General features: G+C 69.8%; 13 protein-coding genes. 7 read left to right on the top strand and 6 right to left on the bottom strand.

Annotation, left to right across the window (positions count from 1 at the left end; translation table 11 throughout):
• Nucleotides 1-84: 84 nt before the first annotated feature.
• The gene (locus HUW46_RS26270; RefSeq protein ID WP_215541474.1) at nt 85-1,695 is read right to left on the bottom strand and encodes an FAD-binding oxidoreductase; all 1,611 of its coding nucleotides are present in this window, start codon (nt 1,693-1,695) and stop codon (nt 85-87) included.
• 87 nt (nt 1,696-1,782) lie between these two features.
• Here HUW46_RS26270 and HUW46_RS26265 point away from each other — a divergent pair, with 87 nt between their 5' ends.
• The 6 genes from HUW46_RS26265 (at nt 1,783) to HUW46_RS26240 (ending at nt 7,713) form a co-directional block, all read left to right on the top strand.
• Nucleotides 1,783-2,424 (top strand): TetR/AcrR family transcriptional regulator, encoded by a 642-nt coding sequence (locus HUW46_RS26265; RefSeq protein WP_215541473.1) that lies wholly within the window; start codon nt 1,783-1,785, stop codon nt 2,422-2,424.
• On the top strand, nt 2,421-3,962 hold the full coding sequence (locus HUW46_RS26260) for a glycerol-3-phosphate dehydrogenase/oxidase (protein ID WP_215541472.1): 1,542 nt from the start codon (nt 2,421-2,423) through the stop codon (nt 3,960-3,962). The genes HUW46_RS26265 and HUW46_RS26260 overlap by 4 nt, the downstream gene beginning before the upstream one ends.
• Nucleotides 3,963-4,731: 769 nt before the next feature.
• On the top strand, nt 4,732-5,001 hold the full coding sequence (locus tag HUW46_RS26255; RefSeq protein WP_215541471.1) for a helix-turn-helix transcriptional regulator: 270 nt from the start codon (nt 4,732-4,734) through the stop codon (nt 4,999-5,001).
• A gap of 45 nt (nt 5,002-5,046) precedes the next feature.
• A complete protein-coding gene (locus tag HUW46_RS26250; protein WP_215541470.1) occupies nt 5,047-5,616 on the top strand; it encodes a hypothetical protein in 570 nt (189 codons plus the stop codon).
• Entirely contained in the window at nt 5,609-6,520 is a 912-nt protein-coding gene (locus tag HUW46_RS26245) for an ABC transporter ATP-binding protein (RefSeq protein ID WP_215541469.1), read from the top strand. Before HUW46_RS26250 ends, HUW46_RS26245 begins: the two co-directional genes overlap by 8 nt.
• Entirely contained in the window at nt 6,517-7,713 is a 1,197-nt protein-coding gene (locus tag HUW46_RS26240) for an ABC transporter permease (protein WP_215541468.1), read from the top strand. The genes HUW46_RS26245 and HUW46_RS26240 overlap by 4 nt, the downstream gene beginning before the upstream one ends.
• Nucleotides 7,714-7,717: 4 nt before the next feature.
• Here the strand turns inward: HUW46_RS26240 and HUW46_RS26235 are convergent, their stop codons facing one another.
• From HUW46_RS26235 to HUW46_RS26220, 4 genes are all read right to left on the bottom strand, one after another.
• Nucleotides 7,718-9,076 (bottom strand): cryptochrome/photolyase family protein, encoded by a 1,359-nt coding sequence (locus tag HUW46_RS26235; RefSeq protein ID WP_254124926.1) that lies wholly within the window; start codon nt 9,074-9,076, stop codon nt 7,718-7,720.
• A 70-nt stretch (nt 9,077-9,146) separates the two neighbouring features.
• Entirely contained in the window at nt 9,147-10,457 is a 1,311-nt protein-coding gene (locus HUW46_RS26230) for a citrate synthase (RefSeq protein WP_215541467.1), read from the bottom strand.
• Nucleotides 10,458-10,712: 255 nt separating this feature from the next.
• Nucleotides 10,713-11,660, bottom strand: a complete 948-nt coding sequence (locus tag HUW46_RS26225; protein WP_215541466.1) for a carbohydrate kinase family protein — start codon at nt 11,658-11,660, stop codon at nt 10,713-10,715.
• Nucleotides 11,661-11,715: 55 nt separating this feature from the next.
• The gene (locus HUW46_RS26220) at nt 11,716-12,336 is read right to left on the bottom strand and encodes a TetR/AcrR family transcriptional regulator (protein WP_215541465.1); all 621 of its coding nucleotides are present in this window, start codon (nt 12,334-12,336) and stop codon (nt 11,716-11,718) included.
• 126 nt (nt 12,337-12,462) lie between these two features.
• On the opposite strand from HUW46_RS26220, the gene HUW46_RS26215 reads away from it, so the two are divergent.
• Entirely contained in the window at nt 12,463-13,596 is a 1,134-nt protein-coding gene (locus HUW46_RS26215; protein WP_215541464.1) for an acyl-CoA dehydrogenase family protein, read from the top strand.
• A gap of 258 nt (nt 13,597-13,854) precedes the next feature.
• Here the strand turns inward: HUW46_RS26215 and HUW46_RS26210 are convergent, their stop codons facing one another.
• A complete protein-coding gene (locus HUW46_RS26210; RefSeq protein WP_215541463.1) occupies nt 13,855-14,511 on the bottom strand; it encodes a GntR family transcriptional regulator in 657 nt (218 codons plus the stop codon).
• Between the last annotated feature and the right edge of the window lie 49 nt (nt 14,512-14,560).

Here is a 14,560-nt window from a genome sequence, read left to right as displayed (position 1 = left end):
TTCCCGATGTTCCCACCCCCTGAAGGTGGCTTTCGGGGCGCCAGATGCCCCGAAAGCCACCTTCAGGGCACGAGCGTGGGCGCGTCAGCCGAGGAGTTTGCCGGGGTTCATGATCCCGGTGGGGTCCACGGCGGATTTCGCGGCCCGCAGGACTTCCACGCCGACGCGGCCGATCTCCGCCTCCAGGTAGGGCGCGTGGTCGACACCGACGGCGTGGTGGTGCGTGATCGTCCCCAGTGGACGGAGGCTGCCCGCGATCGCTTCGCTGGCAGCGTGTTTCGCCCGTTGCCACTGCCGGACCGGGTCGTCGCCGTCGCGTGCGGCGAGCACGGTGAAGTACAGCGAGGCGCCGGTTTCATACGCGTGCGAGATGTGGCACATGATCACCGGGGTGCCCAGTGCGCTGGTCAGTGCCGCGCGGACGTCGTCGCGCAGCTCGTCGAGCGCGGACCAGTGCGCCGCCGTCTCCAGCGTCTCGACGCAGACACCGAGGTCCATCAGGGCGTCCCGCTGCCGCGGACCGGAGAACCGGCCGTGCCGCCACGATTCACCGAGTGACCGTCCTATTCGGACCGCACCCGCCTCGCGCAGGATCACGAGCGTTTCCTTGCGCCGCCGGGAAAGTCCTTCCCAGCCGAGGATGAGCATGCACGGCACGGAAACGTGCCGAGCCGACAGGTACCGGCGGAGCAGCTTGGTCTTCAGCCCGCCGTTCAGCGCGAGCGACACCTCCGTCTCGCCGGGATCCGAAAGCCGCGTGACGTCGGCGAGCAGCCCCGACTGCGCGAGCGTGCGCACGAGTTCGGTGCCCCGTTCCCATCCGTCGACGAAGAACCCTTCGTAGCGACGGAATTCCGGTACCGGGCGTACCCGCACGGCGACCTCGGTGAGCACGCCGAGGGTGCCTTCGCTGCCGACGGCGAGCGCGCGCAGGTCCGGTCCCGCCGCCGACGCGGGCGCCACCCCGAGCCGCCACTGCCCGCGCGGGGTGGCGAGGCGGACGCCGGTGACCATGTCCTCGAAGCGGCCGTACCCGGAGGACGCCTGCCCCGCCGAACGGGTCGCCGCGAAACCGCCGATGGTGGCGCGCTCGAACGACTGCGGCACGTGCCCGAGGGTGAACCCGTGCGCGCCGAGGAGCCGTTCGGCGTCCGGCCCGCGCACCCCGGCGCCGAACACGGCGATCCTCGACACGGGGTCGACCGAGACGAGCTGGTCGAGGCGGGCCAGGTCGAGCGCGATCACGGCATGCTTGGGCCCGCGGAGCGCGGCGACCCCGCCGACCACCGAAGTGCCGCCGCCGAAGGGCACCACGGCGACGTCGTGCGCGACGCACACCTCCAGCACGCGCTGCACCTCGTCGGGATCGGCGGGCAGCACCACGGCGTCGGGCGCGGTCGCCTTGCCGGAACGCCGGCGCAGGAGGTCGAGATAGGACAGGCCCCCGGCCCGCCCGAGCCGTTCGCGCGGGTCTTCGAGCACGTGAGCTGCGCCGACGACACCGGCGAGCGCGGCAGCGGCCGCTTCGCCCAGCGTGCTCGGGGGCACCGCGATCGCGGAGTCCGGCGGTACCGCTGCGCTGGGGGCCGAGGTGCCGATACGCTCGCGAAGCCAGTTCACCGCGCTGGGGGGCACGGACGCGGCGGCACCCCCGTCCGGGGTCCACCCGTGACGGATCCGGTGGTCCATCACCATGACCGCTCCCCCACATCGCGGACGACACACTGGGTAGCCGGAAGAACGGAGTGGTCAACCATGTCGCTCACGATTACAGTGTGACATATGGACGATAAACGTCACAGCGAGTCACGGGCCCCGAGCGGGCTCGCCGACACGCGCAGCCGACCAGCGTCCACCAGGGTTTCCGACGACGTACTGCTCGACGCGGCCCGCTCGTGCGTGCTCGACCGGGGCGTGCGGCGGACCACGCTGGCCGAGATCGCGAGGACCGCGAAGGTCAGCAGGATGACGCTGTACCGGCGCTTCCCCGATGTCCGCAGCGTGCTCGCGGCGTTGATGACGAGGGAGTTCGGCACCCTGCTGTGGCAGGCGAGCGAGGAGGGCGCCAGCGCGCCGACCGCGCGCGAACGCCTCGTCCTCAGCTCGGTGGCCGCCGTGCGCGGGCTCTCGTCGAACGCGCTCATGCGCACCGTCCTCGACAAGGACGCCGAGCTGGTGCTGCCCTACATCGTCGAACGGCTCGGCACCACGCAACGGTTCGCCGAGGGGGTGATCAGCTCGCTGCTGAAGGAAGGGCTCGACGACGGGTCCATCCGGATCACCGACGAGGCCGCGCAGTCCCGCACGCTGCTGCTCGTCATCCAGTCGTTCGCGTTCTCGCTCCGTCCCGCCGCCGCGGGCGTCGCCGAAGAAAAGCTGCTCGACGAGCTGGCCCATCTCCTCGGCGCGGCGTTGCGCCCATGATCAGCGGCTCCCTCAACAAGGGGCGCCGCGAGCGGGAACTCGAAGAGCTGGCCTCGGGCGCGCGGGTGGACCTCGTGGTCATCGGCGGCGGGGTCACCGGCACCGGTATCGCGCTCGACGCCGCGTCCCGCGGGCTTTCCGTCGCGCTCGTCGAAGCACACGACCTCGCGTTCGGTACTTCGCGGTGGTCCAGCAAGCTCGTGCACGGCGGCCTCCGCTACCTCGCGAAGGGCGACGTCGCGCTCGCGCACGAAAGCGCGGTCGAGCGGAACATCCTGATGACCAGGACCGCGCCGCACCTCACCAGGACGGCGCCCCAGCTGTTCCCGCTGCACGCCGAAACCTCGCGCCCGCAACAGGCCCTGATCACCGCGGGCCTGCACGCGGGTGATCTGCTCCGGCGCGCGGCGGGCACGCCGTCGAGGGTGCTGCCGCGGCCGAGGAGCATCCCGGCGGCGGAGGCGATGGCGCTCGCGCCGGGCCTGCGGCGCAGCGGGCTCCGCGGCGCGCTGCTCTCGTTCGACGGCGCGCTCGTCGACGACGCCAGGCTCGTGGTCACGCTGGCGAGGACCGCGGCCGCGTTCGGCGCGCGGATCCTGACGAGGCTGTCCGCGCTGGAGATCACCGGCGACCGCGTCCGCGCCCGCGACGAGCTGACCGGCGGCGAGCTGGACATCTTCGCCCGCAAGGTGGTCAACGCGACCGGAGTCTGGGCGGGGCAGCTCGCCCCGTCGGTGCGGTTGCGACCCTCGCGCGGCTCGCATCTGGTGCTCGCGCCGGGCAGCGTGCAGATCGGCAGGTCGTCGGTGATGGTCGGGGTGCCCGGCGAGCACAACCGGTTCATCCTGCTGCTGCCCCAACCGGACGGGCGGGTCTACCTCGGGATCACCGACGAGCCGACCGACGGGCCGATCCCGGACACCCCCGAGGTCCCGCAGTCCGATGTGGACTTCCTGCTGTCGGTGGCGTCGACCGCGCTTTCGGTGCGGCTGACCGAATCCGACGTGATCGGCGCGTACGCGGGCCTGCGGCCGCTGATCGAAACCGACGGCGCGCGCACCGCGGACCTCTCGCGCAAGCACGCCGTGCTGACCTCGCCCGACGGTGTGATCACGATCGTCGGCGGCAAGCTCACCACCTACCGCAGGATGGCCGCGGACGCGGTGGACACCGCGATCACCGAAGCCGGGCTGCACTGCGGCCCGTCGCGGACGCACCGCCTTCCGCTGCTCGGCGCGGCCCGCCGGAGTCAATTGTCCACTGTGGACGCATCGCCGAGGCTGGTGACCAAGTACGGCACGGAAGCGCCTCGCGTCGCCGCGGCGGGCGAGGTGGACCCGGCGATGGCGGCGCCACTCTACGACGGCGGCGAGGTGACCGCGGCCGAGGTGCTGTGGGGCGTACGGCACGAAGGCGCGCTCGACGCGTCGGACATCCTGCACCGGCGCACTCGGCTCGGCCTCGTGCCCGCCGACGCCGACGCGGCCGGCCCCAGGATCGCCGAACTGGTCGAACGGGCCCTCGTCGGCATCGCCTGAGGCTGTTTCGGCCGTTTTCGGCCGCAGGTCCACGAAGGTCACCTTCGGGGACCTGGATGCCCCAACGGAACCCCTCGCCGCGGGCTACTCGCGCATGGACATCCCCGCGGGACTTCGCGCACCGAAACTGTCGGCACCCCACGCTAACGTTGAAATCGGGGGACCCCGGGGCGAACGAAAGGTCGAGTTCGTACGGGGCAGGCCGGGAGCGAAGTCCCCGAAAGTGACCTTCGGGGTATCCAGCGCCCAGAAGGCCACAGTGATGTCGAGTGCGCGGCGCGCTGATCGGTGGCGGAGGTCCTCCGTTGGTCCCCGAAGGCCACCTTCGGGGAATCTAGCGCCACTTTCTCGGCCCTCGCTCCCGTGCGGGCAGTGCTGTGCATGCCCCGAAGGTGGCCTTCGGGGCGCTCAACGCCGCACATCCACCCCTCGCACACTCGACCACCACGACACGCTTGCCCCGAAGGTGGCTTTCGGGGCGCTGGATTCCCCGAAGGTCACCTTCGGGGCACACGACAGCCCGCTGCGGACTCGCACAGGTGGCGGGAGTGTGGTGCGAGGGCCGGGTTCGCGGCGTCTACCGCCCCGAAGGCCACCTTCGGGGACACGAGCAGGTGGCGACAGCCCGCCGCGAAGGCCGAGATCGGGGCGCTCAACGCCCCAAGAGGAGCCTTCGGCGACACCCGCATCCGCCCCGAAGGTCACTTTCAGGGATCGCGGCCGTCGCATCTACTTGACGAGTCGTTGGGTTTTTGCAACAGTACGTTGTATGAGCCCGGTCAGACGCGGCAAAGAGCTGCCGATCCACAACCGGCTCCAGGTGCTCCGGGCCGAGCGCGGGATGAGCCGCGCCGAACTCGCCGAGGCCGTCGAGGTCAATCCGCAGACCATCGGCGCCCTCGAACGAGGCGACCACTACCCGAGCCTCGATCTGGCGATGCGGCTGTGCGCCGTGTTCGAGCTGCCGGTCGAGGCCGTGTTCAACCGGGAGCCGTTCACGCCACTGTCCACACAGGTGTATCGCGTAGGGGAGAAATGAAACCGATCACGAGCTGGCAGGGCGTCGTCGACCGAGGGAGCTTCGATGCCGGGCACTGACAGCTTCATCCAGTCCAAACTGGACTCCGCGAAGTCGGCGCACGCGGCGCGGCTCGACCGGTGGAACCGGATCACCGCGCGGCGGCTCCCGCGGTGGCGCACCCGCCGCCGCAGGCGCGCGCTCGTCGTGTTCCAGCTCCTCGGCGCCGTCATGATGGTCGCGGCCAGTCTGTTCCTCCGCCCCGACCGCGACTGGGTCGTCACGGGCCTGTGGCTCGGCGGCGCGGTGATCGGTGGGGTCACGGTCACCGTGCTGCGGCTGTTCACCGGCAAGATGGCCAGCGGCCTCGGCGCGATGCTCGACGAGCGCGAGCGCGAATGGCGGAACCGGATCCACTACATCGGTTTCCAGACGCTCGCCGTGCTGATGCTCGTCGCGATGATTCACCTGCTGCTCATCGCGAAGCAGCCCGACGCGGGTTACCGGGGCGTCATGATGATCTCCGCGCTGCTCGTCTTCGGCGGCTCGATGCCGACGCTCGTACTCGCCTGGCAGCTGCCCGACGACGACCCCGAAGACTTCGCCCCTTCCGACGAAGAGGACTTCGATGCCTGACACCCTGGAAATCGACCGGATCAGCAAACGCTACGGCAGGCTGGTCGCACTCGACGCCGTCTCGTTCGAGGTACGGCCCGGCGAGCTGTTCGGGTTCGTCGGCAGCAACGGCGCCGGCAAAACCACGACCATGCGGATCGCACTCGGCGTGCTGGCCTCGGATTCCGGCGAGGTGCGGTTCGCCGGCGCGCCGGTCACGCACGAGACCAGGACGCGGATCGGGTACATGCCGGAGGAACGCGGCCTCTACCCGAAGATGAAGGTGCTCGACCAGCTCGTCTACCTCGCCGAGTTGCACGGGCTCACGAACACCCAGGCGCACCAGGCCGCGGAAAGCTGGATCGACCGGCTCGGGCTGTCCGCGCGGCGCAAGGAGGAGGTGCAGAAGCTCAGCCTCGGCAACCAGCAGCGCGTCCAGCTCGCGGCCGCGCTCGTGCACGATCCCGCGGTGCTGGTGCTCGACGAACCGTTCTCCGGCCTCGATCCGATCGCGGTCGACGTGATGAGCGAGGTGCTGCGGGAGAAGGCGGCCGCAGGCGTTCCGGTCATCTTCTCCAGCCACCAGCTCGATCTGGTGGAGCGGCTGTGCGACCGGGTCGGGATCATCCGAAGTGGACGGATGGTCGCGAACGGCACGGTCGGCGAGCTGACCACTTCGGCGGGCGCCCAACTCGTCGTGACCGCGCCGGGGGCGGCCGCGGACTGGGCGCCCGCGATGGCCGGCGCGAAGATCGCCGAACGGCGCGACAGCACGCTGGTGCTCGACCTCGAACCGGGCGCCGACGACCAGGCGGTACTGGCCGCCGCGCTCGCCACCGGGCCGGTGACCGAGTTCAGCAGGCGCCGCCGGACACTCACCGAACTGTTCCGCGACGCGGTTTCCGAGAAGGGGGAAGGAAAATGAGCACGATCTCGCCCGCGAGGGCGGTGCGCCTCGTGGTCAAGCGGGAGCTGAACACGCGGCTGCGGACCCGCTCGTTCCTCGTCGGCACCGGGCTCGTGCTGGTGCTGATGATCGGGTTCTTCCTGCTGCAGGCCTCGAACGCGGGCGGCAAGGACACCAGCAGGATCGGGCTGTCCGGGCAGGCCACCGGGATCAGCGGTCCGCTGCGGGCGATCGCGGCGGAGTACGGGCTGAAGGTCGAGCCGGCCACCGTTCCCTCGGCGGAGGACGCGCGGCAGAAGGTGACCTCGGGTGACCTGGACGCCGCGGTGTCCGGTACCGCGTCGGATCTCACCGTGCTGGTGAAGTCCGATTTGGACGGGAAGCTGCGCGCCGCGTTGACCAGGATCAGCCAGCAGCAGGTGCTCGACGGCGAGCTTTCCGCCGGTGGGCTCCGCCCCTCGGACGTGATGAGCAAGGTCAACGGCGCCAAGCTCGCGGTGTCCACAGTGGATCCCCCCGACCCCGACCGCGAGCAGCGTTCGTTCATCGGGTACGCCGTCATCGTGCTGCTCTACCTCGGCATCGTCGGCTACGGAGCGCTCGTCACGCAGGGCGTGGTCGAGGAGAAGTCCAGCAGGGTGGTGGAAATCCTGCTCTCCACACTGCGCCCGTGGCAGCTCATGCTCGGCAAGGTGCTGGGGCTCGCCCTCGTCGGGCTGACCCAGCTGGTGATCATCGGCGCGGTCGGGCTGGTGCTGGCGAAGGCCACCGGGGTACTCACGATCCCCGGCGCCGCGGCGGGCGCGCTGATCTGGGCGGTGATCTGGTACCTGCTCGGATTCCTGTTGTACGCCACCGTGTTCGCCGCAGCGGGCTCACTCGTGTCACGCCAGGAAGACGCGCAGAGCGTGGTCGCGCCGGTGTCGATCACGCTGGTGATCGTGTTCGTCGTCGGCCTCAACGTGCTGCTGAAGGACCCGGACAGCACGACTTCGACGGTGCTGTCACTGGTCCCGGTGTTCTCCCCGATCCTGATGCCGGGCAGGATCGCGGCGGGCGCGGCCTCGGGGCTGGAGATCACCGCCGCGCTGCTGCTGACCGTGCTGTTCGTCGGGCTGTTCACCTGGATCGCGGGCAAGATCTACCAGAACGCCGTGCTGCGCACCGGGAGCCGGGTCAGCTGGCGGGAAGCACTCGGCCGCGCGCACTGAATGCTCAGCCGCGGGTGATTTCGCCGTACCGCTGCAGGGCCACCTGGCGTTCGTGGGCGTGCTCGACCATCGGCGCCGGGTAGCCCCGCTGCGGCGACTTCCACGGCTGGTGCACCGATTTCCCTTGCAGCGCGCGGAGTTCCGGCACGTACTCGCGAACGTAGGCGCCGTCGGGGTCGAACTTCTCGCCCTGTGTGGTGGGGTTGAAGATCCGGAAGTACGGCGCCGCGTCCGTGCCGGACCCGGCGACCCACTGCCAGTTGAGCTGGTTCGACGCGAGGTCGCCGTCGACGAGCAGCCGCATGAAGTGCCGCGCGCCCCACTGCCACGGCAGGTGCAGGTCCTTCACCAGGAAGCTCGCCACGATCATCCGCACCCGGTTGTGCATCCAGCCCTCGGCCGCGAGCTGGCGCATCCCGGCGTCGACGATCGGGTACCCGGTCTTGCCTTCGCACCACTGTCCGAACGCGACTCGCGCGGCGGCGCCCCGCTCGGTTTCCATCCGGGAGAACCGTTCGTCGTACGCCGTGCGCGCGGTCTCCGGCCGGTGGAAGAGCACGTCCGCGTGGAACTCGCGCCAGGCCAGCTCGCCGCGCAACGCCTTCGCGCCGGGGCCTTCGTCGCCGCGGAGGTCCGCGAGCAGCGTTCGCGGGTGCACGCAGCCCCAGCGCAGGTACGGCGAAATCCTGGTGGTGGCAGGGAGATCGGGGCGATCGCGTCCTTCGTGGTAGGTATCGGCGCCGTCGTCGAGGAACCGGCGCCTCACTTCGAGCGCCGCCTCTTCCCCCGGTTCGGGAAGTCGCATGTCGACCTTGGGCGCCGCGGGCAGTCGATCCGAAGTGGACGGTTTGATCCAGTCCACGATGGACGCTCCGGTGTCGGCGGGGCTCGGCCAGCCGTGCCGCGCCCACGCGCGATAGAAGGGGGTGAACACGCGGTACGGGTCACCGTCCGGTTTGGTCACCCGGCCCGGCGTGATCGCGTACGGCGAACCGGTTTCCACCCAGTCGACATCGCGCTCCGCCAGCGCGGCGGCCACGGCCTCGTCGCGTTTCCTGCCGTAGGGCCCGGTGTCCGTGCTGACGTGCACGCAGCGCGCGCCGATCTCCTCGGCCACCTTCGGCACCTGCTCGGCGGGATCGCCGGTGACGATCCTCAACCGCCCGCCGAGTTGCTCGTCCAGCGCGCGCAGGCACCCCAGCAGGAACGCCACCCTCGGCGCGCCGGACGGCCGGAGAAGACGATCGTCGAGCACGTACAGCGCGAGCACTTCGCTCGCTCGCTTCGAGGCGGCGAGCAGCGCCGCGTGATCACCGAGCCGGAGATCACGCCGGAACCAGAGCACCGCGGTTTCGTCTGTCACGGTGGACGAGCCTATGCGCAACGGAAACGGCCCGCCGCATGAGCGACGGGCCGTTCTCGGCGAAAAGGTGTCAGCGCTGTTCGAGCGGGGTGTAGTTCCGCTCCGTCTCGCCGGTGTAGATCTGGCGCGGGCGGCCGATCTTGGTGGCCGGGTCCTGGATCATCTCGCGCCAGTGCGCGATCCAGCCCGGCAGCCTGCCGAGCGCGAAGAGCACGGTGAAGTACTTCGTCGGGAACCCGAGCGCCCGGTAGATCAAACCGGTGTAGAAGTCGACGTTCGGGTAGAGCTTGCGCTCGACGAAGTAATCGTCGGAAAGCGCGGTCTCTTCGAGCTTCTTCGCGATGTCGAGCAGCTCGTCGCCGCCGGCGATCTTGCCGAGAATCTCGTCCGCGGTGTTCTTGATGATCTTCGCGCGCGGGTCGTAGTTCTTGTAGACCCGGTGCCCGAAGCCCATCAGCTTCACGCCCTTTTCCTTGTTCTTCACGCGGTTGACGAAGTTCGCCACGTCACCGCCGTCGTTCTTGATGCCCTCGAGCATGTCGAGCACCGCCGCGTTCGCGCCGCCGTGCAGCGGGCCGAACAGCGCGTTGATCCCGGCCGAGATGCTCGCGAACAGGTTCGCCTCGGACGAGCCGACCAGCCGCACGGTCGAGGTCGAGCAGTTCTGCTCGTGATCGGCGTGCAGGATGAACAGCAGGTCGAGCGCCTTCGCGACCTCGGGGTCGACCTCGTACGGCTCGGCGGGGAAGCCGAAGGTCATCCGCAGGAAGTTCTCCACCAGCCCGAGCGAGTTGTCCGGGTACAGCAGCGGCTGCCCGATCGACTTCTTGTAGGCGTACGCCGCCAGCGTCGGCACCTTGGCCAGCAACCGGATCGTGGACAGCTCGACGTTCGGTTCGTCGAACGGGTTGAGCGAGTCCTGGTAGAAGGTCGACAGCGCGGACACCGCGCTGGAGAGCACCGGCATCGGGTGCGCGTCGCGGGGGAAGCCGCTGAAGAACGCCTTCAGGTCCTCGTGCAGGAGCGTGTGCCGCTGGATCTTCTCGGTGAAGTCCTCCAGCTGCGTCTTGGTCGGCAGCTCGCCGTAGATCAGCAGGTAGGACACCTCGATGAAGGTGGACTTCTGGGCCAGCTGCTCGATCGGGTAGCCGCGGTAGCGCAGGATGCCCGCGTCACCGTCGATGTAGGTGATGGCCGAAGAGGCGGCACCGGTGTTGACGAAACCCGGATCGAGGGTGATGTACCCGGTCGACGCCAGCAGCTTCCCCAGTTCGATACCCGGTGCGCCCTCGACCGCATGGACGACCTTCAGCTCGTGCTCGCCGTTGGGAAGGCGCAGCGCGACGGTCTCGCCACCGGTCGCCGCATTCGCGTCGGACATGCAAGTCCCTCTCAGTCATCGCACGGGCCGGTGGCGCCTGCAGGTCGCACAGGTCAGCCTGGGAGTTCACGCGAGGCCTTCAGGATTTCTTCTCACGCGGCACACCGCCCCGTTGGGGTATGAATTCCCCGCCCACGCTAGTCGATTACCCGGCACGCGCGCAGCGGCTGGGTTGCCCATGATTGACCCTTTGGGACCAGGTTCACACGCCAGGGCGTCCGGTATTTCCCGAAACGGGCTCCGATGAGGGCCAGATCACGTCCAGTAGGTCTCGAGTTCGGCCTCGGTCGGCGGCTCGGCACCGACCCTCGACACCGTGATCCCGGCCGCTTTCGCCGCATACCCGAGCGCCTCGCGCCAGTCGGACTCCGACAGCGAGCCGAGATCGGTCACCGCGCGCTTGTCGAGCCAGGCGAGCAGCGCGCCCTGCACGGTGTCGCCGGCCCCGATCGTGTCGGCGACCTCGGCGCGCCCCGGCGGAACGCTGACCGAAAGCGCGGAAGTGCGCACCGAGACGCCTTCCGCGCCACGAGTGAGCACCACAGCGTCCACCCCGGACTCGAGCCAGGTCTTCGCCGCCTCGTCCGCGTCCGCGCCTTCGGCCAGCCATTCGGCGTCGTCGTCGGACAGCTTCAGCAACCGGACGTCCGGCAGCCACGACGCGAACCGCGCGCGGTAGGCGGCAGGGTCGTCGATCAGCATCGCCCTGATGTTCGGGTCGAGCGCGGTCAGCACGCCGCGCGCGGATTCCCTGCGCAGCATCGCTTCGTACGCGCTGGCACCGGGTTCCAGGACCATGCCGAGCGTGCCGAGCGACAGCGCGGTGACCTCTTCCGGCAACGGCCCCGGGTCGCTGACGAGCCGGTCCGCGGTGCCCTCGGTGTAGAAGGTGTAGTGCGCGGAACCGCTTTCGTCGAGCGCCACCACCGCGAGCGTGGTCGGTTCGTCACCGCGCTGGACCAGCGCGGTGTCCACTCCGGACGCGTGGAGCCGCTCCATCAGCCCTTCGCCGAACCGGTCGCGGGAGATCCGGCACAGGAACGAGGTGGCCGCGCCGAGCCGCCCCGCGGCGAGCGCCACGTTGTATGGACCACCGCCGAGCGTCGGCAGCAGCGGGCCGACCCCGCCGTCCACAGTGGACTCGCCCGAAGGGGCCTGAACCGGTACGAGGTCGACTAGCGCCTCTCCACCCACCACGATCACGGGCGTGATGCTAACCGCAAAACCGCGCGCGGTGCGGAACCGGTTCTGAGCGCGCTCAGCTGAGCGGGCCTTCCGCGGCGAGGCCACCGAGCAACAGGTCCGACAACGCGGTGAAGGCGTCCGCGTCGGAAACGCCTGCCCGCGCGCCCAGCACCCCGGTTTGAATGCCTTCGATCAGCATTCCGGCCATTTCCGCGATCAGCTTCGCCTTCACCTCGCGGAACACGCCGTCCCGCACTCCTTTGGCGATGAAGGTCCTGATTCGCGCCGCGGCCGCCCTGCTGTTCAGCTCGTAGGTCGCGCGGGCGGGGGCGAACTCGGCGATATCGGCCATGAACACCGCCGATGCCCTGCTCAGGTACTCGGATACGCCGGCGAGGTACTCGCCGATCAGCTTGCGCGCGTCGTCGATCCCCGCGATCCGCCGCTCGATCTCGTCGGCGGCGCCCTTGAAGAAGTGCGCGACCACCTTCACCGCGAGCTGTTCCTTGCTCGGCGCCAGCGCGTAGAGCGTCGACTTCGAGCAGCGCAGGCGGGTGGCGAGGTCTTCGAGCGTGAACCCGGCGAAGCCTTCGGCCAGGAAGAGGTCTTCGAGCTGCGTCAGCAGGGCGCGCTGTCTCGCCGTCTGCCGCCGCCCTTCGGACGGGCGCGGGGAGCGGGAAGCGAGATCGGCCATCGGACCACCGTATGCGCAATCGAGTGCGCGTGACGCGGCGCACTTCTGTGACCCCTGCCGCCTACGGTACTCTAACCGGACCCACAGTACTATTTTCGGTACTGCTCTGGATCGGGAGGGGACCCCATGCCAGCGGAACGGCTGCTGCCCAGCACGGAAGCCAAGGATCTCGTCGGCCTCGCCGCGGAACTGGCGCGTGAGGAACTCGCGCCGCACGCGGCCGGGTTCGAAGAAGCGGGCCGGTTCCCGCGCGAGCAGTTCCGGCTGCTCGGCAAATCGGGCCTGCTGGGGCTGCCCTACTCGGAGCGCTGGGGCGGCGGCGAGGTGCCGTACGAGGTGTACCTGCAGGTGCTGGAGGAGATCGCGGGCGCGTGGATGTCCGTCGGCGTCGGCCTCTCGGTGCACACCATGTCCTGCTACGCGCTCGCCCACTACGGCACCGACGAGCAGCGCGACCGCTGGCTCCCGGAAATGCTCGAAGGCGACCTGCTCGGCGCGTACGCGCTTTCGGAAGCGCACGCCGGATCCGACGCGGCGGCGCTGTCCACGCGCGCCCGCCTCGACGGCGGTCAGTACGTCGTCAACGGCACGAAGGCGTGGATCACGCACGGCGGCGAAGCCGACTTCTACACGACCATGGCCCGCACCGGCGACGAGAGCATCTCCTGCCTGCTCGTCGACGGCGCGACGCCGGGCCTGTCCGCCGCGGCGCCCGAGCGGAAGATGGGCCTGACCGGGTCCACCACCGCCCAGATGATCTTCGACGACGCCCGCGTCGACGCGGACCGGCTCATCGGCGAAGAGGGCGCGGGCATGCGGATCGCGCTCTCGTCGCTCTCGTCGGGACGGCTCGGCATCGCCGCCTGCGCCGTCGGCCTCGCGCAGGCCGCGCTCGACGAAGCGGTGACCTACGCGAAGACGCGCACCCAGTTCGGGAAGCCGATCATCGAGTTCCAGGGGCTGGAATTCCTGCTCGCCGACATGGCCGCCGCCGTCGAATCCTCGCGCGCCACCTACCTGGACGCCGCGCGCCGCCGTGACCGCGGCATGCCGTTCCAGCGGCAGGCGTCGATCGCGAAGCTGGTGGCCACCGATGCCGCGATGAAGGTGACCACCGACGCCGTGCAGGTGCTCGGCGGCGCGGGCTACACGCGGGACTTCCCGGTGGAGCGGTACATGCGGGAGGCGAAGGTGCCGCAGATCTTCGAAGGCACCAATCAGGTGCAGCGCATGGTCATCGCCCGCGAACTCAAGAAGTAATCCCGGCTCGAATGCCCCGAAGGTGACCTTCGGGGCGGTAGATGCCCTGAAGGTCACCTTCGGGGCATTGCGAATCTTGTTGGGGCGGCGAGGTTTCCAGGTTCGCGGTCGCCACAGATCCCCGAAGGTGGCCTTCAGGGCGCTCAGCGCCCCAGATGTTCCCCTCGCACCTCCGGGACGACGCTCGCGATTGCCGTGAAGGCCACCTTCACGGCATTGAGCGCCCCGGATGTGCCCTTCGCGAAGGCGGACCGGCGGTCAGGTAGGCGGGGCGCTGAGCACGTCGACTGCGCGGCGTCGATGGGCGGCGAAAAGCGCGAGCGCGGTCTCGGCGTCCCGTGCTCGCAGGGCGCCGAGGAGCTCGCGATGCTCGTCGGGGATGCCGCCGAGGTAGCCGTCCTTGCTGCGGCCGATCCGAGTCAGCAGGAACAGGCGGACCTGACAGCGCATCGCTTGCCATGCCTCGTCGAGCCGCCGGTGCCGCGCGGCCGCGAAAACGGCGTCGTGGAAGGCGATGTCGAGGCGCACCATTTCGTGCTCGTCCCCAGCGCGGTCCATCAGGTCGGCCGCCTTCTCGACCGCCGCGAGGTCCTCTTCCGAAGCGTTCGCGATCACCTGCCGCACCGCCAGGTCTTCCAGCGCGCCGCGGAGGCTGTCGAGTTCGGCGATGTCCTCAGTGGACAGAGCGGTCACGGTGGTCCCGCGGTGCCACGCGCAGTGGACCAGTCCTTCACGCTCCAGCACGCGCAACGCCTCGCGCACCGGGCCGCGGCTGACCTGCAGCGCACCGGACAGGTCCACCTCGCGCAGCGGCGCACCCGGCACGTAGGCCCCGCTGAAGATGGCTTCCCTGATGCGGTCCGCGACCTCGTCGGCGAGCCCGCGACGGCGAGCGGGAGCCACTTGTTCGCTCATGTCGCAATGTTAACATTAGGACATTCACCGCACCCTGAGGGAGAATCCG

Source organism: Amycolatopsis sp. CA-230715 (assembly GCF_018736145.1).
Classification (GTDB): Bacteria; Actinomycetota; Actinomycetes; order Mycobacteriales; family Pseudonocardiaceae; genus Amycolatopsis.
The sequence above is the reverse complement of the archived record's forward strand: the minus strand, read 5'-3'. Positions and strand labels throughout refer to the sequence as shown.

Excerpts from the sequence above, each read along its gene's own strand:
- HUW46_RS26270 (WP_215541474.1), bottom strand. The coding sequence starts at position 1,695 with ATGGTGATGGACCACCGGATCCGTCACGGGTGGACCCCGGACGGGGGT.
- HUW46_RS26265 (WP_215541473.1), top strand. The coding sequence starts at position 1,783 with ATGGACGATAAACGTCACAGCGAGTCACGGGCCCCGAGCGGGCTCGCC.
- HUW46_RS26260 (WP_215541472.1), top strand. The coding sequence starts at position 2,421 with ATGATCAGCGGCTCCCTCAACAAGGGGCGCCGCGAGCGGGAACTCGAA.
- HUW46_RS26255 (WP_215541471.1), top strand. The coding sequence starts at position 4,732 with ATGAGCCCGGTCAGACGCGGCAAAGAGCTGCCGATCCACAACCGGCTC.
- HUW46_RS26250 (WP_215541470.1), top strand. The coding sequence starts at position 5,047 with ATGCCGGGCACTGACAGCTTCATCCAGTCCAAACTGGACTCCGCGAAG.
- HUW46_RS26245 (WP_215541469.1), top strand. The coding sequence starts at position 5,609 with ATGCCTGACACCCTGGAAATCGACCGGATCAGCAAACGCTACGGCAGG.
- HUW46_RS26240 (WP_215541468.1), top strand. The coding sequence starts at position 6,517 with ATGAGCACGATCTCGCCCGCGAGGGCGGTGCGCCTCGTGGTCAAGCGG.
- HUW46_RS26230 (WP_215541467.1), bottom strand. The coding sequence starts at position 10,457 with ATGTCCGACGCGAATGCGGCGACCGGTGGCGAGACCGTCGCGCTGCGC.
- HUW46_RS26220 (WP_215541465.1), bottom strand. The coding sequence starts at position 12,336 with ATGGCCGATCTCGCTTCCCGCTCCCCGCGCCCGTCCGAAGGGCGGCGG.
- HUW46_RS26215 (WP_215541464.1), top strand. The coding sequence starts at position 12,463 with ATGCCAGCGGAACGGCTGCTGCCCAGCACGGAAGCCAAGGATCTCGTC.
- HUW46_RS26210 (WP_215541463.1), bottom strand. The coding sequence starts at position 14,511 with ATGAGCGAACAAGTGGCTCCCGCTCGCCGTCGCGGGCTCGCCGACGAG.